The 20,660-nt window shown below is 68.1% G+C and carries 33 protein-coding genes; 32 read left to right on the top strand and 1 reads right to left on the bottom strand.

Features of this window, described 5'->3' with window-relative positions; genetic code table 11:
• Positions 1-30 precede the first annotated feature (30 nt).
• The 23 genes from rpsJ to map all read left to right on the top strand — a co-directional run bounded on the left by rpsJ (position 31) and on the right by map (position 12,585).
• Positions 31-339, top strand: a complete 309-nt coding sequence (gene rpsJ / locus FFG40_RS01855) for a 30S ribosomal protein S10 (RefSeq protein ID WP_017885534.1) — start codon at positions 31-33, stop codon at positions 337-339.
• Positions 340-351: 12 nt separating this feature from the next.
• Positions 352-1,008, top strand: coding sequence for a 50S ribosomal protein L3 (gene rplC / locus FFG40_RS01850; RefSeq protein ID WP_027466731.1), 657 nt, complete (start codon positions 352-354; stop codon positions 1,006-1,008).
• 2 nt (positions 1,009-1,010) lie between these two features.
• The gene (gene rplD, locus FFG40_RS01845) at positions 1,011-1,670 is read left to right on the top strand and encodes a 50S ribosomal protein L4 (RefSeq protein ID WP_027466730.1); all 660 of its coding nucleotides are present in this window, start codon (positions 1,011-1,013) and stop codon (positions 1,668-1,670) included.
• Entirely contained in the window at positions 1,667-1,966 is a 300-nt protein-coding gene (rplW, locus tag FFG40_RS01840) for a 50S ribosomal protein L23 (protein WP_027466729.1), read from the top strand. Before rplD ends, rplW begins: the two co-directional genes overlap by 4 nt.
• A gap of 18 nt (positions 1,967-1,984) precedes the next feature.
• Positions 1,985-2,824 (top strand): 50S ribosomal protein L2, encoded by an 840-nt coding sequence (gene rplB / locus FFG40_RS01835; RefSeq protein WP_027466728.1) that lies wholly within the window; start codon positions 1,985-1,987, stop codon positions 2,822-2,824.
• A gap of 11 nt (positions 2,825-2,835) precedes the next feature.
• The gene (gene rpsS / locus FFG40_RS01830) at positions 2,836-3,117 is read left to right on the top strand and encodes a 30S ribosomal protein S19 (protein ID WP_017885529.1); all 282 of its coding nucleotides are present in this window, start codon (positions 2,836-2,838) and stop codon (positions 3,115-3,117) included.
• A gap of 25 nt (positions 3,118-3,142) precedes the next feature.
• Positions 3,143-3,535 (top strand): 50S ribosomal protein L22, encoded by a 393-nt coding sequence (rplV, locus tag FFG40_RS01825; RefSeq protein ID WP_035809257.1) that lies wholly within the window; start codon positions 3,143-3,145, stop codon positions 3,533-3,535.
• Positions 3,535-4,347: a 30S ribosomal protein S3 gene (gene rpsC / locus FFG40_RS01820; protein ID WP_017885527.1), complete on the top strand. Its 813-nt coding sequence runs from the start codon at positions 3,535-3,537 to the stop codon at positions 4,345-4,347. The genes rplV and rpsC overlap by 1 nt, the downstream gene beginning before the upstream one ends.
• A 2-nt stretch (positions 4,348-4,349) precedes the next feature.
• Positions 4,350-4,769 carry a 50S ribosomal protein L16 gene (gene rplP / locus FFG40_RS01815; protein ID WP_017885526.1) on the top strand — a complete coding sequence of 140 codons (420 nt, stop codon included), beginning with the start codon at positions 4,350-4,352 and terminating at the stop codon, positions 4,767-4,769.
• A complete protein-coding gene (gene rpmC / locus FFG40_RS01810) occupies positions 4,769-5,089 on the top strand; it encodes a 50S ribosomal protein L29 (protein ID WP_017885525.1) in 321 nt (106 codons plus the stop codon). The genes rplP and rpmC overlap by 1 nt, the downstream gene beginning before the upstream one ends.
• Positions 5,089-5,373 (top strand): 30S ribosomal protein S17, encoded by a 285-nt coding sequence (gene rpsQ, locus FFG40_RS01805; RefSeq protein ID WP_017885524.1) that lies wholly within the window; start codon positions 5,089-5,091, stop codon positions 5,371-5,373. Before rpmC ends, rpsQ begins: the two co-directional genes overlap by 1 nt.
• Positions 5,374-5,404: 31 nt before the next feature.
• Entirely contained in the window at positions 5,405-5,773 is a 369-nt protein-coding gene (gene rplN / locus FFG40_RS01800; RefSeq protein ID WP_017885523.1) for a 50S ribosomal protein L14, read from the top strand.
• 3 nt (positions 5,774-5,776) lie between these two features.
• Entirely contained in the window at positions 5,777-6,136 is a 360-nt protein-coding gene (gene rplX / locus FFG40_RS01795) for a 50S ribosomal protein L24 (protein ID WP_017885522.1), read from the top strand.
• Complete coding sequence (gene rplE, locus FFG40_RS01790; protein WP_110859500.1) at positions 6,136-6,726, top strand: 50S ribosomal protein L5; 591 nt, start codon at positions 6,136-6,138, stop codon at positions 6,724-6,726. The genes rplX and rplE overlap by 1 nt, the downstream gene beginning before the upstream one ends.
• A gap of 153 nt (positions 6,727-6,879) precedes the next feature.
• Entirely contained in the window at positions 6,880-7,278 is a 399-nt protein-coding gene (gene rpsH / locus FFG40_RS01785) for a 30S ribosomal protein S8 (protein WP_017885519.1), read from the top strand.
• Between the two features lie 6 nt (positions 7,279-7,284).
• Positions 7,285-7,821 carry a 50S ribosomal protein L6 gene (gene rplF, locus FFG40_RS01780; RefSeq protein WP_138802051.1) on the top strand — a complete coding sequence of 179 codons (537 nt, stop codon included), beginning with the start codon at positions 7,285-7,287 and terminating at the stop codon, positions 7,819-7,821.
• Positions 7,822-7,823: 2 nt separating this feature from the next.
• Positions 7,824-8,198, top strand: coding sequence for a 50S ribosomal protein L18 (gene rplR, locus FFG40_RS01775; RefSeq protein WP_027466725.1), 375 nt, complete (start codon positions 7,824-7,826; stop codon positions 8,196-8,198).
• Positions 8,195-9,043, top strand: coding sequence for a 30S ribosomal protein S5 (gene rpsE / locus FFG40_RS01770; RefSeq protein ID WP_138802050.1), 849 nt, complete (start codon positions 8,195-8,197; stop codon positions 9,041-9,043). Before rplR ends, rpsE begins: the two co-directional genes overlap by 4 nt.
• Positions 9,043-9,228 (top strand): 50S ribosomal protein L30, encoded by a 186-nt coding sequence (gene rpmD, locus FFG40_RS01765; RefSeq protein WP_017885515.1) that lies wholly within the window; start codon positions 9,043-9,045, stop codon positions 9,226-9,228. Before rpsE ends, rpmD begins: the two co-directional genes overlap by 1 nt.
• On the top strand, positions 9,225-9,689 hold the full coding sequence (gene rplO, locus FFG40_RS01760) for a 50S ribosomal protein L15 (protein ID WP_017885514.1): 465 nt from the start codon (positions 9,225-9,227) through the stop codon (positions 9,687-9,689). Before rpmD ends, rplO begins: the two co-directional genes overlap by 4 nt.
• Before the next feature lie 147 nt (positions 9,690-9,836).
• Positions 9,837-11,159 carry a preprotein translocase subunit SecY gene (gene secY, locus FFG40_RS01755; protein WP_027466722.1) on the top strand — a complete coding sequence of 441 codons (1,323 nt, stop codon included), beginning with the start codon at positions 9,837-9,839 and terminating at the stop codon, positions 11,157-11,159.
• Positions 11,156-11,746, top strand: a complete 591-nt coding sequence (locus FFG40_RS01750; protein WP_138802049.1) for an adenylate kinase — start codon at positions 11,156-11,158, stop codon at positions 11,744-11,746. The genes secY and FFG40_RS01750 overlap by 4 nt, the downstream gene beginning before the upstream one ends.
• A 59-nt stretch (positions 11,747-11,805) precedes the next feature.
• Positions 11,806-12,585, top strand: coding sequence for a type I methionyl aminopeptidase (gene map / locus FFG40_RS01745; RefSeq protein WP_395876586.1), 780 nt, complete (start codon positions 11,806-11,808; stop codon positions 12,583-12,585).
• A 160-nt stretch (positions 12,586-12,745) separates the two neighbouring features.
• On the opposite strand, the gene FFG40_RS01740 is transcribed toward map, so the two are convergent.
• Positions 12,746-14,038 (bottom strand): LCP family protein, encoded by a 1,293-nt coding sequence (locus FFG40_RS01740; RefSeq protein ID WP_138802048.1) that lies wholly within the window; start codon positions 14,036-14,038, stop codon positions 12,746-12,748.
• A gap of 294 nt (positions 14,039-14,332) precedes the next feature.
• Here FFG40_RS01740 and infA point away from each other — a divergent pair, with 294 nt between their 5' ends.
• From infA to FFG40_RS01695, 9 genes are all read left to right on the top strand, one after another.
• Positions 14,333-14,554, top strand: a complete 222-nt coding sequence (gene infA, locus FFG40_RS01735; RefSeq protein ID WP_017885509.1) for a translation initiation factor IF-1 — start codon at positions 14,333-14,335, stop codon at positions 14,552-14,554.
• A 70-nt stretch (positions 14,555-14,624) separates the two neighbouring features.
• A complete protein-coding gene (rpmJ, locus tag FFG40_RS01730) occupies positions 14,625-14,741 on the top strand; it encodes a 50S ribosomal protein L36 (protein ID WP_022903266.1) in 117 nt (38 codons plus the stop codon).
• A 186-nt stretch (positions 14,742-14,927) separates the two neighbouring features.
• Entirely contained in the window at positions 14,928-15,302 is a 375-nt protein-coding gene (gene rpsM, locus FFG40_RS01725) for a 30S ribosomal protein S13 (protein WP_017885508.1), read from the top strand.
• Between the two features lie 9 nt (positions 15,303-15,311).
• The gene (rpsK, locus tag FFG40_RS01720; protein WP_017885507.1) at positions 15,312-15,710 is read left to right on the top strand and encodes a 30S ribosomal protein S11; all 399 of its coding nucleotides are present in this window, start codon (positions 15,312-15,314) and stop codon (positions 15,708-15,710) included.
• A gap of 205 nt (positions 15,711-15,915) precedes the next feature.
• Positions 15,916-16,911: a DNA-directed RNA polymerase subunit alpha gene (locus FFG40_RS01715; RefSeq protein ID WP_017885506.1), complete on the top strand. Its 996-nt coding sequence runs from the start codon at positions 15,916-15,918 to the stop codon at positions 16,909-16,911.
• Between the two features lie 63 nt (positions 16,912-16,974).
• Positions 16,975-17,577: a 50S ribosomal protein L17 gene (gene rplQ / locus FFG40_RS01710; protein ID WP_138802047.1), complete on the top strand. Its 603-nt coding sequence runs from the start codon at positions 16,975-16,977 to the stop codon at positions 17,575-17,577.
• Positions 17,578-17,717: 140 nt separating this feature from the next.
• Entirely contained in the window at positions 17,718-18,836 is a 1,119-nt protein-coding gene (locus FFG40_RS01705; protein ID WP_138802046.1) for an FUSC family protein, read from the top strand.
• Positions 18,837-18,912: 76 nt separating this feature from the next.
• On the top strand, positions 18,913-19,821 hold the full coding sequence (gene truA, locus FFG40_RS01700; RefSeq protein ID WP_260678764.1) for a tRNA pseudouridine(38-40) synthase TruA: 909 nt from the start codon (positions 18,913-18,915) through the stop codon (positions 19,819-19,821).
• Positions 19,818-20,561, top strand: coding sequence for an MBL fold metallo-hydrolase (locus tag FFG40_RS01695; RefSeq protein WP_138802045.1), 744 nt, complete (start codon positions 19,818-19,820; stop codon positions 20,559-20,561). Before truA ends, FFG40_RS01695 begins: the two co-directional genes overlap by 4 nt.
• The last annotated feature ends 99 nt before the right edge of the window (positions 20,562-20,660 follow it).

Below are 20,660 nucleotides of genomic sequence, written 5' to 3'. Positions count from 1 at the left end.
GGTGCGCGGCGCAGAGAGGACAAGAGACACATGGCGGGACAGAAGATCCGCATCCGGCTCAAGTCGTATGACCACGAGGTCATCGACACGTCGGCCCGGAAGATCGTCGACACGGTGACCCGTGCCGGTGCAACCGTGGTCGGCCCGGTGCCGCTCCCCACCGAGAAGAACGTGATCGCAGTGATCCGTTCCCCTCACAAGTACAAGGACTCGCGCGAGCACTTCGAGAAGCGCACGCACAAGCGGGTCATCGACATCGTCGACCCGACGCCGAAGGCCGTGGACTCGCTCATGCGACTCGACCTGCCGGCAGACGTCAACATCGAGATCAAGCTGTAAGGGGGCTGACCAATGGCGAACTCAACCAAGACCGTCAAGGGCCTCCTCGGCAAGAAGCTCGGCATGACGCAGGTGTGGGACGAGAACAACAAGTTCATCCCCGTCACCGTGATCGAGGTCGGCCCGAACGTGGTCACCCAGATCCGCAACGCTGAGCGCGACGGCTACGAGGCGATCCAGATCGCCGCCGGTGCCATCGACCCGCGCAAGGTCAACAAGCCGGCCGCTGGCCACTTCGAGGCCGCTGGCGTGACCCCGCGTCGCACCCTCACCGAGATCCGTACCAACGACTCCGCTGAGTACACGCTCGGCCAGGAGCTCACCGTGGACGGCACGTTCACGGCGGGCCAGAAGGTCGACGTCGTCGGTACCTCCAAGGGCAAGGGCTTCGCCGGTGTCATGAAGCGTCACGGCTTCCACGGCGTCGGTGCCTCGCACGGTGCGCACCGCAACCACCGCAAGCCCGGCTCGATCGGTGCTTCCTCGACCCCGTCGCGCGTCTTCAAGGGCATGCGCATGGCCGGTCGTATGGGTGGCGACCGCGTGACCGTCCTCAACCTCACGGTGCACGCCGTCGACGCCGAGAAGGGTCTGCTGCTCGTCAAGGGCGCCGTCCCCGGTGCTCGTGGCCGCTCCGTCTTCGTCCGCACCGCCGTGAAGGGTAAGTGATCATGGCCACCACGACCGCAACCACGATCGACGTCCTCGACGCATCGGGTGCCAAGTCCGGCACCGTCGAGCTCCCCGCAGCTCTCTTCGACGTCGAGACCAACGTCCCGCTGATCCACCAGGTCGTCACCGCGCAGCTCGCAGCCGCGCGTCAGGGCACCCACAAGACCAAGAACCGCGGCGAAGTCCGCGGTGCCGGTCGCAAGCCGTTCAAGCAGAAGGGCACCGGTCGCGCCCGTCAGGGTTCCGTCCGTGCTCCGGAGCACACCGGCGGTGGCGTCGTCCACGGACCGACCCCGCGTGACTACTCGCAGCGCACCCCGAAGAAGATGATCGCCGCTGCTCTGCTCGGCTCGCTCTCGGACCGCGCCCGCGGTGGCCGCATCTCCGCTGTGGAGGGCTTCGTCGCGGCTGAACTGCCGTCGACCAAGACCGCCCGCACGCTCCTCGAGAAGGTCGCGCCCGTCAAGAACGTGCTCGTCGTGCTCGAGACGGACGACGAGCTGACGCTCAAGTCGATCCGCAACCTGTCGAACGTCCACGCGCTCTCGTACGGCCAGCTCAACGCCTACGACGTGCTGCGTTCGGACGCCGTCGTCTTCAGCAAGAGCGCCCTCGACGCCTTCATCGCGTCGAAGACCGCGAAGGAGATCACCGCATGAGCGGCTTCAACAAGGACCCGCGCGACGTCATCATCTCGCCGGTCGTCTCGGAGAAGAGCTACGCGCTCATCGACCAGGGCAAGTACACGTTCATCGTGGACCCCCGCTCGAACAAGACCGAGATCAAGCTCGCCATCGAGAAGATCTTCGACGTCAAGGTCGCGAGCATCAACACGCTGAACCGCCCGGGCAAGACCCGTCGCACCAAGTTCGGTCTCGGCAAGCGCAAGGACACCAAGCGCGCCATCGTGACGCTCAAGTCCGGTTCGATCGACATCTTCACGGCTGTCGGCTGAGGACCAGAGGGATAAATCATGGCTATTCGTAACTACAAGCCGACGACCCCCGGTCGTCGCGGCTCGTCGGTCGCAGACTTCGCTGAGATCACCCGTTCGACTCCGGAGAAGTCCCTGCTTCGTCCGCTGCCGAAGACCGGTGGTCGCAACAGCTCCGGCCGTATCACCACGCGTCACATCGGTGGTGGCCACAAGCGCCAGTACCGCGTGATCGACTTCCGTCGCTCCGACAAGGACGGCGTCGACGCCAAGGTCGCTCACATCGAGTACGACCCCAACCGCACTGCGCGCATCGCGCTCCTGCACTACGTGGACGGCACGAAGCGGTACATCATCGCGCCGAACAAGCTCAAGCAGGGCGACGTCATCGAGCAGGGCCCCGGCGCCGACATCAAGCCCGGCAACAACCTGCCGCTGCGCAACATCCCCGTGGGTACCGTCGTGCACGCCATCGAGCTCCGCCCCGGTGGCGGCGCCAAGATGGCTCGCTCCGCCGGCGCCTCGGTCCGCCTCGTCGCCAAGGACGGCCCCTACGCGCAGCTCCGTCTGCCGTCGGGTGAGGTCCGCAACGTCGACGCACGCTGCCGCGCCACCATCGGCGAGGTCGGCAACGCCGAGCAGTCGAACATCAACTGGGGCAAGGCCGGCCGCATGCGCTGGAAGGGCGTCCGCCCGACCGTCCGTGGTGTCGCCATGAACCCGGTCGACCACCCGCACGGTGGTGGTGAGGGCAAGACCTCCGGTGGTCGTCACCCGGTCAGCCCCTGGGGTCAGTCCGAGGGCCGTACGCGCAAGCCGAACAAGCCGAGCGACAAGCTCATCGTCCGTCGCCGTAACGCCGGCAAGAAGCGCAAGTAGGAGTTCAGAAGATGCCACGCAGTCTGAAGAAGGGCCCCTTCGTCGACGAGCACCTGCTCCGCAAGGTCGTCACGCAGAACGAGGCCAACACCAAGAACGTGATCCGCACGTGGTCGCGTCGGTCGATGATCGTCCCGAACATGCTCGGGCACACCATCGCCGTCCACGACGGCCGCAAGCACATCCCGGTGTTCGTCACCGAGTCGATGGTCGGTCACAAGCTCGGCGAGTTCGCGCCGACCCGCACCTTCCGTGGTCACGTGAAGGACGACAAGAAGGGCCGTCGCCGCTGAGGCGGCGACGCAGAGGAGGAACGAAATGGTGGAGTCGATCGCACGCGTGCGACACATCCGCGTCACGCCTCAGAAGGCCCGTCGCGTCATCGAGCTGATCCGCGGCAAGCAGGCCCACGAGGCCCTCGCCATCCTGAAGTTCGCCCCCCAGGGCGCTTCGGAGCCCGTGTACAAGCTGGTCGCCTCGGCGATCGCGAACGCACGGGTCAAGGCGGACTCGACGAACAGCTTCCTCGACGAGCGCGACCTCTACGTGAGCCGCGTCTTCGTCGACGAGGGCACGACCCTGAAGCGGTTCCAGCCGCGCGCCCAGGGCCGCGCCTTCCGCATCAACAAGCGCACCAGCCACATCACGGTCGTCCTCGCGACGCCCGACGAGGCCGAGGTTGCCGCGACGAGCAAGAAGGCGAGCAAGTAATGGGCCAGAAGGTCAACCCGTACGGCTTCCGTCTCGGGATCACGACGGACCACGTCTCGCACTGGTTCACCGACAGCAAGAAGGCCGGTCAGCGCTACGCCGACTACGTGGCCGAGGACATCAAGGTGCGCGAGTACCTGAAGAAGACCCTCGACCGCGCCGGTGTCGCACGCATCGAGCTCGAGCGCACCCGTGACCGTGTCCGCGTGGACATCCACACGGCTCGTCCGGGCATCGTCATCGGCCGCCGCGGCGCCGAGGCGGAGCGCGTTCGCGGTGAGCTCGAGAAGCTCACCAAGAAGCAGATCCAGCTGAACATCCTCGAGGTCAAGAACCCCGAGACCGAGGCCCAGCTCGTCGCGCAGGGCATCGCCGAGCAGCTCTCCGCTCGTGTCGCGTTCCGTCGCGCCATGCGCAAGGGCCTGCAGGGTGCACAGCGCGCCGGCGCCAAGGGTGTCCGCATCCAGGTGTCGGGCCGTCTCGGCGGCGCCGAGATGTCCCGTTCGGAGTTCTACCGCGAAGGCCGTGTGCCGCTGCACACCCTCCGCGCGAACATCGACTACGGCTTCTACGAGGCCCGGACCACGTTCGGCCGCATCGGCGTGAAGGTCTGGATCTACAAGGGCGACATCACGAACAAGGAGCTCGCTCGCGAGCAGGCGAACCAGCGTTCGTCGCGCCCCGAGCGTCGTGGCGGCCCGCGCGGTGAGCGTGGCGACCGTGGCGGCGACCGTCGTGGCGGCGACCGCGGTGACCGTCGCCCGCAGCAGGCCCCGCAGGACGCGCCGGCCGGCGCAGGAGTTGAGGCGTAACCATGCTTATTCCCCGTCGAGTCAAGCACCGCAAGCAGCACCACCCGAAGCGTTCGGGTCAGGCAACCGGTGGTACCAAGGTCAGCTTCGGCGACTACGGCATCCAGGCCCTCACCCCGGCGTACGTGACCAACCGTCAGATCGAGTCCGCTCGTATCGCCATGACGCGTCACATCAAGCGTGGTGGCAAGGTCTGGATCAACATCTACCCGGACCGTCCGCTGACCAAGAAGCCCGCCGAGACCCGCATGGGTTCCGGTAAGGGTTCGCCCGAGTGGTGGGTCGCGAACGTGAAGCCGGGCCGGGTGCTCTTCGAGCTCTCCGGCGTCAGCGAGGAGATCGCCCGTGAGGCGTTGACTCGTGCAATCCACAAGCTGCCCCTCAAGGCACGCATCATCAAGCGCGAGGAGGGCGACGCATAATGGCGATCGGTTCCAAGGAGCTCCGTCCGACGGAGCTCGACACGTTCGAGAACGAGCGTCTCGCTGACGAGCTGAAGAAGGCCAAGGAGGAACTCTTCAACCTCCGCTTCCAGTCGGCCACCGGCCAGCTGGAGAGCCACGGTCGTCTCCGTGCCGTCAAGCGCGACATCGCCCGCATCTACACCGTCCTCCGCGAGCGCGAGCTCGGCATCCGTGCCACTCCCGCGCCCGTCGAGACCGCCCCCAAGGCCAAGAAGACGACGAAGAAGGCTGACAAGCCGGCCGAGTCGACCGAGGCCGAGACCGCCGAGGAGAAGTAATGGCGAACGAAGAGAAGAACTCCGCCGCCCTCACTCGCGGCTACCGCAAGACGCGTCGCGGCTACGTGACGAGCGACAAGATGGACAAGACCATCGTGGTCGAGGTCGAGGACCGCGTGAAGCACGCGCTCTACGGCAAGATCATCCGTCGCACGTCCAAGGTGAAGGCCCACGACGAGCTCGGCACCGCTGGTGTCGGCGACCTCGTCGTGATCAGCGAGACCCGTCCCCTCAGCGCGTCCAAGCGCTGGCGCCTGGTCGAGATCCTCGAGAAGGCCAAGTAGGCCTCGGCCTGCTTCGGAATAGGAGACAGCAGTGATTCAGCAGGAATCCCGCCTGAAGGTCGCCGACAACACGGGTGCCAAGGAGATCTTGACCATCCGCGTGCTCGGTGGCTCGGGTCGTCGCTACGCCGGCCTCGGTGACGTCATCGTCGCCACGGTGAAGGACGCCATCCCCGGCGGCAACGTGAAGAAGGGTGACGTCGTCAAGGCGGTCATCGTTCGCACCAAGAAGGAGACCCGTCGTCAGGACGGCTCCTACATCAAGTTCGACGAGAACGCGGCAGTGATCCTCAAGGCCGACGGCGACCCGCGCGGTACGCGCATCTTCGGTCCGGTCGGTCGCGAGCTCCGTGACAAGAAGTTCATGAAGATCATCTCGCTCGCGCCGGAGGTGCTGTAAGCCATGGCGAACATCAAGAAGGGTGACCTCGTCCAGGTCATCACGGGCGCGACGCAGGAGCGTGGCGGCGACCGTGGCAAGCAGGGCAAGGTCATCGAGGTCCTCAAGGACAAGAACCGCGTCGTCGTCGAGGGCGTGAACTTCGTCACGAAGCACGTCCGCGTCGGTCAGACGCAGCGTGGTTCGAAGACCGGTGGCATCGAGCAGCACGAAGCCTCGATCCACGTCTCGAACGTCGCACTCGTCGACCCGAAGACGAAGAAGCCGACGCGTGTCGGCTTCCGCACCGAAGAGGTGGAGAAGGACGGCGTCAAGAAGACCGTCCGTGTCCGCTACGCGAAGAAGTCTGGTGAGAAGCTCTGATGACTGACACGACTGCTGCGCCCGCTGGCAAGATCCAGCCGCGCCTCAAGCAGAAGTACCTGGCCGAGATCAAGTCGGCCCTCACCGAGCAGTTCGGTTACGCGAACGTCAACCAGGTCCCCGGCCTGGTCAAGGTCGTCGTGAACACCGGTGTCGGCGAGGCCGCTCGTGACTCCAAGATCATCGAGGGGGCCATCAAGGACCTCACGGCGATCACGGGTCAGAAGCCCCAGGTCAACATCGCCCGCAAGTCCATCGCACAGTTCAAGCTGCGCGAGGGCCAGGCCATCGGCGCGCACGTCACCCTCCGCGGTGACCGCGCGTGGGAGTTCCTCGACCGCCTGGTGACGCTCGCACTGCCCCGCATCCGCGACTTCCGCGGTCTCAGCGACAAGCAGTTCGACGGCAACGGCAACTACACGTTCGGTCTCACGGAGCAGTCCGTGTTCCACGAGATCGACCAGGACCGCATCGACCGTGTCCGCGGCTTCGACATCACTGTCGTGACCACCGCGAAGACGGACGACGAGGGACGCGCGCTGCTCCGCCAGCTCGGCTTCCCGTTCCGCTCCAACGAGCAGACGGTCTAAACTACTTCGGGCGGTGCGGGCCGGAGGATTCACGTCCTCCGGCCCGCACGCACGAACACACCGATCTCGGGGAACCGCCCCGGGATCACTCGATCGCTCAGGTCGGCATTCGTGGAACGGGTGTCGAAACCAGGCGAGAAATGGACGAACATCATGACGATGACCGATCCGGTCGCAGACATGCTGACCAGATTGCGGAACGCGAACTCCGCGCACCACGACGCAGTCGCGCTCCCGAGCTCCAAGCTCAAGAAGAACATCGCCGACATCCTCAAGCGTGAGGGCTACATCAGCGAGTGGAAGGTGGAGGACGCCCGAGTCGGGCAGACCCTCACCATCGACCTGAAGTACGGCCCCGAGCGCGAGCGTTCGATCGCCGGCATCAAGCGCGTCTCGAAGCCGGGCCTCCGGGTCTACGCGAAGTCGACGGAGATCCCCCAGGTCCTCGGTGGCCTCGGCGTGGCGATCCTCTCGACCTCCTCCGGCCTCCTGACCGACCGCGAAGCCGAGCAGAAGGGCGTGGGTGGGGAAGTCCTCGCCTACGTGTGGTGATCGACAATGTCACGAATCGGACGTCTCCCCATCGACATCCCCGCCGGCGTCACCGTCTCCGTTGACGGTCAGAACGTGGCGGTCAAGGGCCCGAAGGGCGAGCTCGCGCTCGTCATCGCGGAGCCCATCCAGGCCAAGGTCGAGGAGAACCAGGTCCTCGTCACCCGTCCGGACGACGAGCGCGAGTCGCGTGCGCTCCACGGACTGACCCGGACCCTCATCGCCAACAACATCATCGGCGTGACCCAGGGATACACCAAGGGCCTCGAGGTCGTCGGCACCGGTTACCGTGTCGCGGCCAAGGGCTCGAACCTCGAGTTCGCGCTCGGGTACTCCCACTCGATCACGGTCGAGCCGCCGGCGGGCATCAGCTTCGCGGTGGAGGGCAACAACAAGGTCACCGTCGCCGGTATCGACAAGCAGGCTGTCGGCGAGGTCGCCGCGAACATCCGGAAGCTCCGGAAGCCCGAGCCCTACAAGGGCAAGGGTGTCCGTTACGCCGGCGAGAACGTGCGCCGCAAGGCCGGAAAGTCAGGTAAGTGATCATGGGACTCCTCAAGACACGAGGCAAGAGCAAGGCGGCCGCCAAGGCGCGTCGTCACAACCGTCTCCGCAAGAAGATCACCGGCACCGAGGCTCGTCCCCGTCTCGCCGTCACCCGCTCGTCGCGTCACGTGTTCGTGCAGGTCATCGATGACTCGAAGGGTCACACCCTCGCCAGCGCCTCGACGATGGAGGCAGACCTCCGCTCGTTCGACGGCGACAAGACCGCCAAGGCCCGTCGCGTCGGTGAGCTCCTCGCCGAGCGCGCGAAGTCGGCTGGCGTCGAGGCCGTGGTCTTCGACCGCGGTGGCAGCAAGTACGCCGGTCGCGTCGCCGCGATCGCCGATGGTGCCCGTGAAGGAGGGCTGAACCTGTGAGCGACAACGCGAACACCAACGAAGACGCCAAGACCGAGGCCGTCGAGGCCGCGGAGACCGAGGCAGTCGAGACCACGGAGACCACCGAGGCGAGCACGGAGGCCACGGCCACCGAGGCAACCGCCGAGGCGACCACCGAGGGCGCCAAGACCGGCAAGGAGGCGGAGGCACCTGCCGTCGCCGAGCGTCCGGTCGAGACCGCCGCGGGCTCCGCGTCCAACAACCGCGACTCCGCGGACAACCGTGGCCGTCGTGGTGGCGGTCGTGACCGTCAGCAGGGCCGCGACCGCAACAACCGCGGTGGCGACAGCCAGTTCCTCGAGCGCGTGGTGACCATCAACCGCGTCTCGAAGGTCGTCAAGGGTGGTCGTCGCTTCAGCTTCACGGCGCTCGTCGTCGTCGGTGACGGCAACGGCCTCGTGGGCGTCGGCTACGGCAAGGCCAAGGAGGTCCCCACGGCGATCTCCAAGGGTGTCGAAGAGGCGAAGAAGAACTTCTTCCGCGTCCCCCGCGTCGGCAACACGATCCCGCACCCGGTGCAGGGTGAAGCCGCCGCTGGCGTCGTCCTCCTGCGTCCGGCCGGCCCCGGTACCGGTGTCATCGCCGGTGGTCCGGTCCGCGCCGTGCTCGAGTGCGCCGGCATCCACGACGTCCTGAGCAAGTCGCTCGGCTCGTCGAACACCATCAACATCGTGCACGCGACCGTCGAGGCTCTGAAGCAGCTCGAGGAGCCCCGCGCCGTCGCCAGCCGTCGTGGCCTCGACGTCGAGCGGGTCGTCCCGGCCCGTCTGCTCCAGGCCGAGGCCGCAGCCCTGCGTGCCGCGACCGAGAAGGCAGGTGCGTGATGGCGATGCTGAAGATCACGCAGATCAAGTCCGTTATCAGCGAGAAGCAGTACCAGCGCGACACCCTGCGCAGCCTGGGCCTCAAGCGCATCGGCCGTTCGGTCGAGCGTGAGGACAACTCCCAGAACCGCGGGTACATCGCGACGGTGGCGCACCTCGTGAAGGTCGAGGAGGTCGACGCATGAGCGACGAGAAGAACGAGCGCGTGCAGGTGCTGAAGCTGCACCACCTCCGTCCCGCAGAGGGCGCCAAGAAGGACCGCACCCGTGTGGGTCGCGGTGAGGGCTCGAAGGGCAAGACCGCTGGGCGTGGTACCAAGGGCACGAAGGCCCGTTACCAGGTCCGGGTCGGCTTCGAGGGTGGGCAGATGCCGCTGCACATGCGCACCCCGAAGCTCCGCGGGTTCAAGAACCCGTTCCGGGTCGAGTACCAGGTCGTGAACCTGGACAAGATCTCGGAGCTCTACCCCGACGGTGGCGACGTCACCGTTGCGGGCCTGGTCGCCAAGGGCGCCGTCCGCAAGAACGAGAAGGTCAAGGTTCTCGGTCAGGGTGACATCACCGTGAAGATCACGGTTGCGGTCGACAAGGTCTCGGCGTCCGCCGCCGAGAAGATCGTGGCTGCTGGCGGCACCGTCTCCCAGTAACCCCCGTCGGCGGCCCGTGCGTTTGCGCACGGGCCGCCGTTACGGTTTCCTTGACAGTGGCCGGCATCCGCCGGCCAGGTCGGCCCTGCCGACCGAAACCGGTCCGGCCGCGATCGACGGCCCCGGTCCCACAAGTTCGGAGTCATCGTGTTCAGAGCGGTCGCGCGCATCATGCGCACCCCTGATCTTCGCAAGAAGATCGGCTTCACCCTCGCGATCATCGCGCTGTTCCGTCTCGGGTCGTACATCCCGGCACCGTTCGTCGACTACGCCGCCGTGCAGAGCTGTCTCGCCAGCGCGTCGTCCTCCGGCGGTCTCTACGACCTCATCAACCTCTTCTCCGGCGGCGCGCTGCTGAAGCTCTCGGTCTTCGCGCTCGGCATCATGCCGTACATCACGTCGTCGATCATCGTGCAGCTCCTGCGTGTGGTCATCCCGCACTTCGACACCCTCTACAAGGAGGGCCAGTCGGGCCAGGCGAAGCTGACGCAGTACACGCGCTACCTCACGATCGCGCTCGGTGTCCTGCAGTCCACGACGCTGATCACGGTCGCTCGCTCCGGCGCCCTGTTCGGCACCAACGCCTCCGCGTCCTGCACCTCGATCATCTCGAACGACAGCTGGTACGCCATCATGCTGATGGTCGTCACGCTGACCGCCGGCACCGGCCTCATCATGTGGATGGGCGAGCTCGTCACCGAGCGCGGCATCGGCAACGGCATGTCGCTCCTGATCTTCACGTCGATCGCGGCGCAGTTCCCGTCGGCGCTCTGGGCGATCGAGCAGTCGCAGTCGTTCGAGCTCTTCCTGTTCGTGATCCTGGTCGGACTCGTGATCATGATGGCCGTCGTGTTCGTCGAGCAGTCACAGCGGCGGATCCCCGTGCAGTACGCCAAGCGCATGGTCGGGCGGCGGACGTACGGCGGCAACAACACCTACATCCCGATCAAGGTGAACATGGCCGGCGTCGTGCCCGTCATCTTCGCCTCGTCGCTGCTGTACCTGCCGGCTCTGATCGCGCAGTTCAACCAGCCCTCGGACGGCTCCGAGCCGGCCGCGTGGGTGACCTGGATCCAGAACAACCTGACCTCGGGTGACAACTGGTTCTACATGGTCCTGTACTTCCTGCTCATCGTCGGGTTCACGTACTTCTACGTGGCGATCACCTTCAACCCCGAAGAGGTCGCCGACAACATGAAGAAGTACGGCGGGTTCATCCCCGGCATCCGTGCCGGTCGTCCGACCGCCGAGTACCTCGACTACGTCCTCACCCGGGTGACGCTGCCCGGCTCGCTCTACCTCGGTCTCATCGCGCTCATCCCGCTGGCAGCACTGGCGCTGTTCGGCGCGAACCAGAACTTCCCGTTCGGTGGCGCGAGCATCCTCATCATCGTGGGTGTCGGTCTCGAAACCGTGAAGCAGATCGACTCGCAGCTGCAGCAGCGTCACTACGAAGGGCTTCTCCGTTGAGCGCACGTCTCATCATCGTCGGACCTCCCGGAGCCGGGAAGGGCACCCAGGCCGGCCGAATCGCTGACTCCCTCGGGATCCCCGCGATCTCGACCGGGGACATCTTCCGCAAGAACGTGGCAGAGGGCACGCCCCTCGGCGTGCAGGCGAAGGCGATCATGGACGCCGGCGACTACGTGCCGGACTCCCTGACGAACGAGCTCGTGAAGTCCCGCCTGCAGGAGTCCGATGCCGAGCACGGGTTCCTGCTGGACGGGTACCCGCGCACGGTCGGCCAGGTCGAGTACCTCGACGCGCTGCTCGCCGAGCAGGGCACCGGGATCGACGCCGTCGTGCAGCTCGTCGCCGACCAGGACGAGCTCGTCGGCCGCCTGCTCAAGCGTGCCGAGGACCAGGGCCGCAGCGACGACAACGAGGAGACGATCCGTCGTCGTCAGCAGGTGTACGCCGAGCAGACGGCGCCCATCGTGGCGGCGTACGGCGAACGTGGCCTGGTGGTCGACGTCGACGGCCTCGGCGCGATCGACGAGGTCGGCGACCGCATCCAGACGGCACTGGCGGGCCGCGGGCTCTCCGCGACCGTCTGACGAGCGTGGTGCGGTTCAAGAAGCCCTCGATCTACAAGACCCCGGACGAGCTCCGGGCGATGGTCCGGCCGGGTCTGCTGACCGCCGAGGCGCTCGACGCCGTCCGTGCAGCGATACGCCCGGGCATCACCACCGGTGAACTCGACGCGATCGCCGAGCGCACCATCCGTGACGGCGGTGGGATCCCGAACTTCCAGCTCGTGCCCGGCTACCGCCACACGCTGTGCGTGTCCGTGAACGACGAGATCGTGCACGGGATCCCCGGAGAGCGCGTGCTCGCGCCCGGGGACATCGTGTCGGTGGACGCCGGCGCCGAGGTCGACGGCTGGAACGGCGACAGCGCGTTCACGACCGTCGTGCCCGGTGGCGACGCCACGGTCACCGCAGCGCGGCAGACGCTCTGCGACACGACCGAGCGGTCGCTGTGGCACGGCATCGCCGCGCTCGCCCACGCGAAGAACCTGCACGAGGTCGGCTCCGCCGTGGAAGACGCGATCGACGAGACCGGCGCGTGGGGCATCGTCGAGGACTACACCGGTCACGGCATCGGTCGGTCGATGCACGAGGACCCGCCGGTCTTCAACTACCGCGTCCGTGGCGCCGGCCCTGCCGTCAAGCCGGGGCTGGTGGTCGCCATCGAACCGATGGTCACGGCCGGCGCGATCGACAGCTCGACCGACGACGACGACTGGACCGTCCGCACGCTCGACGGCTCGGACGCCGCGCACTGGGAGCACAGCGTCGCGGTGCACGCGGCCGGTGTCTGGGTGCTCACGGCCGCCGACGGCGGCGCTCGGGGCCTGGCCCCGCTGGGTGTGACGCCCGTCCCGATCCCGTAGGACGGGCCTCCGGTCCGGATCCGGTGTCCACGACCGGCGCACCTGCGCGACGCGCGCACCTGCGCGACGCAACGGCCGGGAGGCCCGGCTGACGTCCGACGTGTCGCCCGCCTCGCGCGGACGCACCCGACCAGTGCCGGACGGACCCTGTGGAGTCGCGTCAGTTGCCGACGGAGCAGGTCTCCTCGGAGGCGCTCTGCCCGGTGATCGACGAGGGCAGCGGCGTCGCCGACGTGGTCGGCGTCCGAGTGGCGGTCGCGCTCGGCGTCGCTGACGGCGTGCCGGCGGACGACGAGGTCCCGGTCGAACCCGTTGTGCCGGACGACCCGGTGCCGGTCGATGTCCCGCCGCTCGACGTCCCGCCGCTCGACGGCGACTCCTCGGACGCGCGACCGGTGCTCGAGTCGCTCAGCGAGGACCGGACGTCGTTCTGCAGTGCCACGTTCAGGGTGTGGGCCGTCTCCTGGTCGACGATCACGCGGGCGCTGTCGTCGGGGTCGTCCGCCACCGGGTACTGCACGAAGAGCATGTTGGCGGTGCTCATCCCGCGCAGTGCCGCGGCGAGCTTGACCAGGGTGCCGGTCTGGGCCAGGCCGTCGGACAGCGTCATGTTGGACAGGGCGGCACCGGCCAGCTTGTAGAGCGTGATCGGGTTCGAGAGCGTGCCGTCCGAGGTGACCTTGCGGAGGAGCGCCGACAGGAACACCTGCTGCGAGCTGATGCGGGCGAGGTCGCTGCCGTCGCCGACCCCGTGGCGGGTGCGCAGGAAGGCGAGGGCGTCCGAGCCCTCGAGGGAGTGTGAACCCGTCGTGAGGTGCAGACCGGTGAACGTGTCGTCGATCGGCTCGGCGACGCAGACGTCCACGCCGCCGAGGGCGTTCGACATCTCGATGACGCCGTCGAAGGTGATGAGCCCGGCGTAGGGGATGCTCAGGCCGGTGAGGTTCTCGACCGTGTCCACGACGCAGGAGACACCGCCGTTGCCGAGCGCGGTGTTGAACATCGCCGAGGTGGACGCGGGGTAGGTCGTGCCGGTCGCGGGGTTGGTGCAGGCCGGGATCGGGACCATCAGGTCACGGGGGAAGCTGACCGCGGTGAGCTGCTGGTGGTCCGCCGAGATGTGGATGAGCATCGTGACGTCGTTGCGGGCGCCCTCGACGTCCTCGTCGGAGTCGAACTGGCCGACCCGGGTGTCGCTGCCGATGAGCAGGATGTTCGCCCCGCCCTTGATCGCCGAGATGTCCGCGGTCTTGGCGGTGCTCTGGTCGTCGGTGCTCAGTGCGACGGTCTGCGGGGCGGTGGCGAGCTGCGCCCCGGCGATCGCGGCGACGCTGGTGCCGCTGACGAGCAGGACGGCGACGGTGGCTGCGACGACGGTGACGAGCGTGCCCCAACCCCGGCGACGGGCCTGCTTGCCGTGGCTGGCGAAGGGGCGTCGGGTGGCGTCGGGCACGTGTTCTCCGTTCGGTGGTCCGGCGCGAGCTGCTGGTGCGACGGACGGGGCTGCGGAGCAAAACTACGGTTCGCGCGCAAGTGCGCGCCCGGAGCGCGCCGTCAAACCACTGTGGATCGCTCAGGCACGGCTCCGGAAGCCCCAGACGTGGGGTGTTCCGCGTCCCCACTTGGCAATTGCGGGTTTACCACATAAGATCGATCTTTGGTGTGTCATGCCCTCTCGGGTGTGGCGACCGACCCGCAGACCGGTTCGGGGATCACACCTGTTCCACAACCAAGCGACAGTGAGGCTATGGCCAAGAAAGACGGCGTCATCGAGATCGAAGGCTCGGTGCTCGAAGCTCTGCCCAACGCGATGTTCCGCGTTGAGCTGACGAACGGACACAAGGTCCTCGCGCACATCTCCGGGAAGATGCGCCAGCACTACATCCGCATCCTCCCCGAGGACCGCGTGATCGTGGAGCTGAGCCCGTACGACCTGACCCGCGGCCGGATCGTCTACCGCTACAAGTGATCCGCGAGCTGGAAAGGAACGGCACGGCAATCCTGCCGAGCACGAAGCCAGCGAGCACGAGGAAAGAACCATGAAGGTCAACCCCAGCGTCAAGCCCATCTGCGAACACTGCCGTGTGATTCGCCGCAAGGGCCGCGTCATGGTGATCTGCAAGAGCAACCCGCGTCACAAGCAGCGCCAGGGCTAGTCCCGGGCGCGTGACCGGCGCCGACGGTGTCCCTCGGACACCAGGCTGCTCGAGCACGACCCACAACTGAAGATCGACAACGCAGTACCAGAACCCGGTCGCACGACGGCCGGGGGACACCTCGGGGCGGAGGCCCGAGCACCGGTACTGCGCCACACCTCCATCGACAACAGGAGCAGCCATCACATGGCACGTCTAGCAGGCGTCGACATCCCGCGCGAGAAGCGCGTGGAGATCGCACTCACGTACATCTACGGCGTCGGCCGTACCCGCGCCGTCCAGGCACTGACGGAGACCGGTATCTCCGGTGACATCCGCGTCAAGGACCTGACCGACGACCAGCTCGTCGCCCTCCGTGACTTCATCGAGGGCAACTTCAAGGTCGAGGGTGACCTCCGCCGTGAGGTCGCCGCCGACATCCGCCGCAAGGTCGAGATCGGCAGCTACGAGGGTCTCCGCCACCGTCGTGGTCTCCCGGTGCGCGGTCAGCGCACCAAGACCAACGCTCGTACCCGCAAGGGACCGAAGCGCACCGTGGCAGGCAAGAAGAAGGCTCGATAGGAGACCCCGATGGCTACCCCCAAGACTGCCGCGCGCAAGCCGCGCCGCAAGGAGAAGAAGAACGTCGCTGTGGGCCAGGCCCACATCAAGAGCACGTTCAACAACACGATCGTCAGCATCACCGACCCGTCGGGTGCCGTCCTCAGCTGGGCGTCCTCGGGTGCCGTGGGCTTCAAGGGTTCGCGCAAGTCGACGCCGTTCGCGGCGCAGCTCGCCGCCGAGTCCGCTGCGCGTCAGGCGCAGGAGCACGGCGTCAAGAAGGTCGACGTCTTCGTGAAGGGCCCGGGTTCGGGTCGCGAGACCGCGATCCGCTCCCTCCAGGCCGCTGGCCTCGAGGTCGGCTCGATCAACGACGTCACGCCGCAGGCGCACAACGGGTGCCGCCCGCCCAAGCGCCGTCGCGTCTGACGCGAGGAGCAACCGGCCGCGCCCTGCTCGTCCCCTGACCGGATCCGTTCCGGCGAGGGCGGGCAGGGCCCGCGGCCATTCCTGGTCGTTCGATCGCGCACGTGTGTGCGCGTGATCACAACTCAACAGACCCGTCGGGGCCCATGCGGCCCCGTCGTACCGCCAAGTGTCATATAGCGGACACTTCGCCGAAAGGAATCCCACAGTGCTCATTGCACAGCGCCCCACCCTGACCGAGGAGCCGATCTCCGAGCACCGCTCGCGCTTCGTCATCGAGCCGCTCGAGCCGGGCTTCGGTTACACCCTCGGCAACTCGCTGCGCCGCACGCTCCTCTCCTCGATCCCCGGCGCGGCTGTCACCAGCATCCGCATCGACGGCGTCCTCCACGAGTTCAGCACCGTTCCGGGTGTCAAGGAAGACGTCACCGAGATCATCCTCAACATCAAGAGCCTGGTCGTCTCCAGCGAGCACGACGAGCCCATCACGGCGTACCTGCGGAAGCAGGGTGCCGGTCAGGTCACCGCAGCGGACATCTCCGCTCCGGCCGGCGTCGAGATCCACAACCCGGAACTCGTCATCGCGACCCTGAACGACACCGCGCGCTTCGAGCTCGAGCTCACGATCGAGCGTGGCCGTGGCTACGTCTCGGCGACGCAGAACCGTTCCGAGTTCAGCGAAGCCGGTCAGATCCCGATCGACTCGATCTACTCGCCGGTCCTCAAGGTCACCTACCGCGTCGAGGCGACGCGTGCCGGTGAGCGCACGGACTTCGACCGCCTGGTCGTCGACGTCGAGGCGAAGCCGGCCATCACGCCGCGCGACGCCATCGCGTCGGCCGGTCGCACGCTGGTCGAGCTGTTCGGGCTCGCTCGCGAGCTCAACACGGCGGCCGAGGGCATCGAGATCGGCCCCGCGCCGGTCGACGCCGTGCTCTCGAACGAACTGCAGACCCCGATCGAGGACCTCGACCTGTCGGTCCGCAGCTACAACTGCCTGAAGCGGGAGGGCATCAACACGGTGTCCGAGCTCGTCGCCCTGTCGGAGACGCAGCTCATGAACATCCGCAACTTCGGTCAGAAGTCGGTGGACGAGGTCAAGGACAAGCTCACCGAGCTCGGCCTGTCCCTCAAGGACACCGTCCCCGGATTCGACGGCGCCCACTTCTACAGCGGGTACGACGAGGACGAGTCCAACAACTGACCTCGCGCTCACGCGCAAGCGCGCTGACACCGCGCGCACAACTTTCACCACTGGAGAACTGACATGCCGAAGCCCACCAAGGGCCCCCGCCTCGGTGGCGGTCCCGCCCACGAGCGCCTGCTCCTGAGCAACCTCGCCAACGCCCTCTTCACGCACGGTCGCATCACGACCACCGAGACGAAGGCCAAGCGCCTCCGTCCGGTCGCCGAGCGTCTCATCACGTTCGCGAAGCGCGGCGACCTGCACGCGCGTCGTCGTGTGATCAGCATCCTGCGCGACAAGTCCGTCGTGCACACGCTGTTCACCGAGATCGCACCCCAGGTCGAGGACCGCCAGGGCGGTTACACCCGCATCACGAAGCTCGGCTTCCGCAAGGGCGACAACGCCCCGCTGGCGTCGATCGAGCTCGTCCTCGAGCCCGTCTCGAGCACGCCCGCTCCGGTCAAGCGCAACTCGGCTCCGGCCGCTGCTGCCGCCCCGGTCGACGAGCCCGCCGCTGACGAGACCACCGAGGAGGCCCCGGTCGAGGAGACCGAGACCACCGAGGAGTCCGCACCGGTCGAGACCGAGTCCGAGACCGAGGCTGCTGCCGAGTCCGAGACCGAGGCTGCTGCCGAGGTCGAGGCCGACGCCGCCGAGAAGTCGGACGACGCCGACACCAAGTAGTCCGGTGCCCTCCGGGGCGCTGCACCACCACGAGGAAGCCCCCGCGACCCAGGTCGCGGGGGCTTCCTCGCGTCCGAGGCTGGTCACGCGCACGGACAGCTCGGCGTAACGTCCCCGGCCGGGTGCGAGGGAAGGAAGTCATGGCGTTCCAGCACGTTGCGGGTCTGGGGACGAGGGTCTGGCGGTGGAGCCGGACCTCGGGCACGCAGCCGCGCCTGCTGCACGCCGGCAAGGCCGCCGCCGCCGCCGTGATCGCCTGGTTCGTGGCGCGGCACATCCCGGGCGTCGCGGCCGAGTACCCGTACTACGCACCACTCGGCGCCGTCGTCGCGATGCAGACCACGGTGTTCGCGGGCATCCGGAGCGGTGTGCAGACCCTGGTCGGGATCGCGCTCGGCATCCTCATCGCCGCGTTCACGATGTGGGTCGGCGACCCCGGCTTCCTCGCGATCGCGCTCGCGGTCGGTGTCGGGGTGCTGGTCGGCGGGTTCCGGGTGCTGGGGGAGGGCAGCTCGTGGGTGTCCACCGCGGCGCTCTTCGTGCTGCTCGTCGGTGGCGCGAACGCCGAGGGTTACTCGCTCGGGTACCTCGTGCAGATGGCCGTGGGTGTCGTCGTCGGCCTGCTGGTCAACTTCCTGGTGTTCCCGCCGCTGCACTTCTGGGACGCCGAACACCGCATCGACGCGGTGAACGGCGTGCTGGCGGACCACCTCGACGGGCTGGCAGCCGTGCTCGAGGAGGGCAAGCGCGACGAGAAGGCGTGGGACCACCAGCAGGACCGCCTGGACCGCGCGATCGCGGACGTGCGGTCGCGGGTGGCGATCGCGCACGAGAGCCGCCGGCTCAACCCCCGTGGTGCACTGCGCGGGTCGCGAGCGCGGCTCCAGAAGGACGGCGGACGTTTCCGGGCCCTGGAGCGGGTCGCCTGGTACACGACCGACCTCACCGAGCTCGTGGCACGCTCCGGCCCGGTGTCCGAGGGCGTCGGGCGTCCGGACCCGACATTCGCAACCCCCATCGCCGAGGCCCTGCGGAAGATCGCCAGCACGATCCGCGGCGACTCCCCGGAGGACCAGGCCGAAGAAGCCATCGCGCGACTCGAGGCAGCGCTCGACGCCTCGCGTGAGAACCCCTCCCACGTCGCAGTCACGTCGGCCGCGCTCGTCGCCCTGCGCGGGATCGTCGAGTCCGAGCGACGCGCCACCGACGACCTCGACACCCGGACCGGTCCGTCGGCGTTCGGTCGTCCGCGCGGCTGAGCGGGTGCGGGCGGTCGCCGTCCGACAGATCGAGCGCGGGCCGGGAGGCACGGACCACCCCCGCTACGGTGGTCACGTGGACGAGACGGTCGGCTTCCAGGACCCCGACAGCACGGGCGACGTGCGGCTGCGGCTGGACATCGCGTACGACGGGGCCGCGTTCTCCGGGTGGGCCCGGCAGCCCGGGCTCCGGACCGTGCAGGGCGCCCTCGAGGCCGCACTCGCCACCGTGTTCACCCGCTGGGGCGAACCGCCGTTGCTCACCGTCGCCGGACGCACCGACGCCGGGGTGCACGCCACCGGGCAGGTCGCGCACCTGGACCTGTCGGCGGAGCAGTGGGCAGCGCTCACCGCCAAGCGCGGGACGGGCCGCTCACCGCTCGACGGGCTGCTCAAGCGGGTCAACGGCATCGCGGCACCCGAGGGGGACGTCGTCGTCACCGGTGCCTCGGTGGCGCCCGCCGGGTTCGACGCGCGGTTCTCCCCGCTCTGGCGCCGGTACGAGTACCGGATCGCGGACGCCGACGCCCCACGCGATCCACGTCGTCGTGGGCACACGGTCTGGCACGCGGCGCGGCTCGATCCGGCAGCGATGGAGCGCGGTGCGCTGAGGTTGCTCGGGCTGCACGACTTCGCGACGTTCTGCAAGCCGCGCGAGGGAGCGACGACCATCCGGACGTTGCAGCAGTTCCGCTGGGACCGCGAGCCGGACGGCGTGCTGGTGGCGCGCCTCCAGGCCGACGCCTTCTGCCACTCGATGGTGCGGGCGATGGTCGGCGCGACCATCGCCGTCGGCGAGGGTCGCTTCGGCCCGGACCGCCTCGAGGAACTGCGCGTCGCCGAGGAGCGCACGAGCGCCTTCAAGACCGCGCCCGCGAAGGGGCTGACCCTGACCGAGGTGGGCTACCCGGCGGACGCGGAGCTCGCGGAGCGGGCGGAGCAGACCCGGGCCCGACGGTCGGTGGACGGTACCGTCGAGGGATGAGCCCGCGCGAACCCCGTTCCGTCGTGTCCGTCGCCCCCGGAGTCGTCTTCGTCGAGGGCCCGGTGTCCAACTGGGTGGTGCTGGCGGAGGAGGACGGCGTCGCGCTGATCGACGCCGGGTACCCGGCCGACACCGACCTCGTGCTCGACACCGTGCGCGCCGCCGGACACGACCCCGCCGACCTATGTCGCGTCTACGTGACGCACGGACACGTCGACCACGTCGGCGGCATCCCCGGGATCCTCGAGCGGTACCCCGACGTCGAGGTGCTCGCCCACGCCGACGAGCTCGCCAACGTGCGCGGGCCGGAACGGCAGCAGGTCACGCCGGCGGAGATCGGCGGCCGACTTGCCAGCCCGCGCGTGCTCGCCTGGCTGGCACGGGCGATCCGCTCCGACGCCCTCCGACCCACCACCGTGCCGTCCGCTCGCGCGTTCACCGGTGCGGACTTCGCGGGTCGGGCGATCTCGCCGTTCCCGGCCGTCGGCCACACCGACGGCTCGACCGCGTACCTGCTGCCCGCGGCGGACGCGATCGTCACCGGCGACGCGGTCGTCAGCCGGCACGACACCCAGCCGGGGTCGTGGGCCCCACGCCCGCGGATGATCACACCGTTCTTCACCGCCGACCAGGACCGCGCGCTCGAGTCGGCACGGGCGCTGCCGTTCCCGGCCCTCGTGCTGCCGGGACACGGACCGGCCGTCCGACGTGTGGGCGGGACCTGGATGCCGATCGGCTGATGCCGCGCGATCGGCTGTGCCGCCGAACGCGATCGGCTGGTGCCGCGCGATCGGCTGATGTTGCCGAACGCAATCATTTACCTCGACGCAACCTGAATG

The sequence above is a fragment of the Curtobacterium sp. KBS0715 genome (assembly GCF_005938005.2).
Lineage (GTDB): Bacteria > Actinomycetota > Actinomycetes > Actinomycetales > Microbacteriaceae > Curtobacterium > Curtobacterium flaccumfaciens.
The sequence above is the reverse complement of the archived record's forward strand: the minus strand, read 5'-3'. Positions and strand labels throughout refer to the sequence as shown.

Excerpts from the sequence above, each read along its gene's own strand:
- rpsJ (WP_017885534.1), top strand. The coding sequence starts at position 31 with ATGGCGGGACAGAAGATCCGCATCCGGCTCAAGTCGTATGACCACGAG.
- rplC (WP_027466731.1), top strand. The coding sequence starts at position 352 with ATGGCGAACTCAACCAAGACCGTCAAGGGCCTCCTCGGCAAGAAGCTC.
- rplD (WP_027466730.1), top strand. The coding sequence starts at position 1,011 with ATGGCCACCACGACCGCAACCACGATCGACGTCCTCGACGCATCGGGT.
- rplW (WP_027466729.1), top strand. The coding sequence starts at position 1,667 with ATGAGCGGCTTCAACAAGGACCCGCGCGACGTCATCATCTCGCCGGTC.
- rplB (WP_027466728.1), top strand. The coding sequence starts at position 1,985 with ATGGCTATTCGTAACTACAAGCCGACGACCCCCGGTCGTCGCGGCTCG.
- rpsS (WP_017885529.1), top strand. The coding sequence starts at position 2,836 with ATGCCACGCAGTCTGAAGAAGGGCCCCTTCGTCGACGAGCACCTGCTC.
- rplV (WP_035809257.1), top strand. The coding sequence starts at position 3,143 with ATGGTGGAGTCGATCGCACGCGTGCGACACATCCGCGTCACGCCTCAG.
- rpsC (WP_017885527.1), top strand. The coding sequence starts at position 3,535 with ATGGGCCAGAAGGTCAACCCGTACGGCTTCCGTCTCGGGATCACGACG.
- rplP (WP_017885526.1), top strand. The coding sequence starts at position 4,350 with ATGCTTATTCCCCGTCGAGTCAAGCACCGCAAGCAGCACCACCCGAAG.
- rpmC (WP_017885525.1), top strand. The coding sequence starts at position 4,769 with ATGGCGATCGGTTCCAAGGAGCTCCGTCCGACGGAGCTCGACACGTTC.
- rpsQ (WP_017885524.1), top strand. The coding sequence starts at position 5,089 with ATGGCGAACGAAGAGAAGAACTCCGCCGCCCTCACTCGCGGCTACCGC.
- rplX (WP_017885522.1), top strand. The coding sequence starts at position 5,777 with ATGGCGAACATCAAGAAGGGTGACCTCGTCCAGGTCATCACGGGCGCG.
- rplE (WP_110859500.1), top strand. The coding sequence starts at position 6,136 with ATGACTGACACGACTGCTGCGCCCGCTGGCAAGATCCAGCCGCGCCTC.
- rpsH (WP_017885519.1), top strand. The coding sequence starts at position 6,880 with ATGACGATGACCGATCCGGTCGCAGACATGCTGACCAGATTGCGGAAC.
- rplF (WP_138802051.1), top strand. The coding sequence starts at position 7,285 with ATGTCACGAATCGGACGTCTCCCCATCGACATCCCCGCCGGCGTCACC.
- rplR (WP_027466725.1), top strand. The coding sequence starts at position 7,824 with ATGGGACTCCTCAAGACACGAGGCAAGAGCAAGGCGGCCGCCAAGGCG.
- rpmD (WP_017885515.1), top strand. The coding sequence starts at position 9,043 with ATGGCGATGCTGAAGATCACGCAGATCAAGTCCGTTATCAGCGAGAAG.
- rplO (WP_017885514.1), top strand. The coding sequence starts at position 9,225 with ATGAGCGACGAGAAGAACGAGCGCGTGCAGGTGCTGAAGCTGCACCAC.
- map (WP_395876586.1), top strand. The coding sequence starts at position 11,806 with ATGGTCCGGCCGGGTCTGCTGACCGCCGAGGCGCTCGACGCCGTCCGT.
- infA (WP_017885509.1), top strand. The coding sequence starts at position 14,333 with ATGGCCAAGAAAGACGGCGTCATCGAGATCGAAGGCTCGGTGCTCGAA.
- rpmJ (WP_022903266.1), top strand. The coding sequence starts at position 14,625 with ATGAAGGTCAACCCCAGCGTCAAGCCCATCTGCGAACACTGCCGTGTG.
- rpsM (WP_017885508.1), top strand. The coding sequence starts at position 14,928 with ATGGCACGTCTAGCAGGCGTCGACATCCCGCGCGAGAAGCGCGTGGAG.
- rpsK (WP_017885507.1), top strand. The coding sequence starts at position 15,312 with ATGGCTACCCCCAAGACTGCCGCGCGCAAGCCGCGCCGCAAGGAGAAG.
- rplQ (WP_138802047.1), top strand. The coding sequence starts at position 16,975 with ATGCCGAAGCCCACCAAGGGCCCCCGCCTCGGTGGCGGTCCCGCCCAC.
- FFG40_RS01705 (WP_138802046.1), top strand. The coding sequence starts at position 17,718 with ATGGCGTTCCAGCACGTTGCGGGTCTGGGGACGAGGGTCTGGCGGTGG.
- FFG40_RS01695 (WP_138802045.1), top strand. The coding sequence starts at position 19,818 with ATGAGCCCGCGCGAACCCCGTTCCGTCGTGTCCGTCGCCCCCGGAGTC.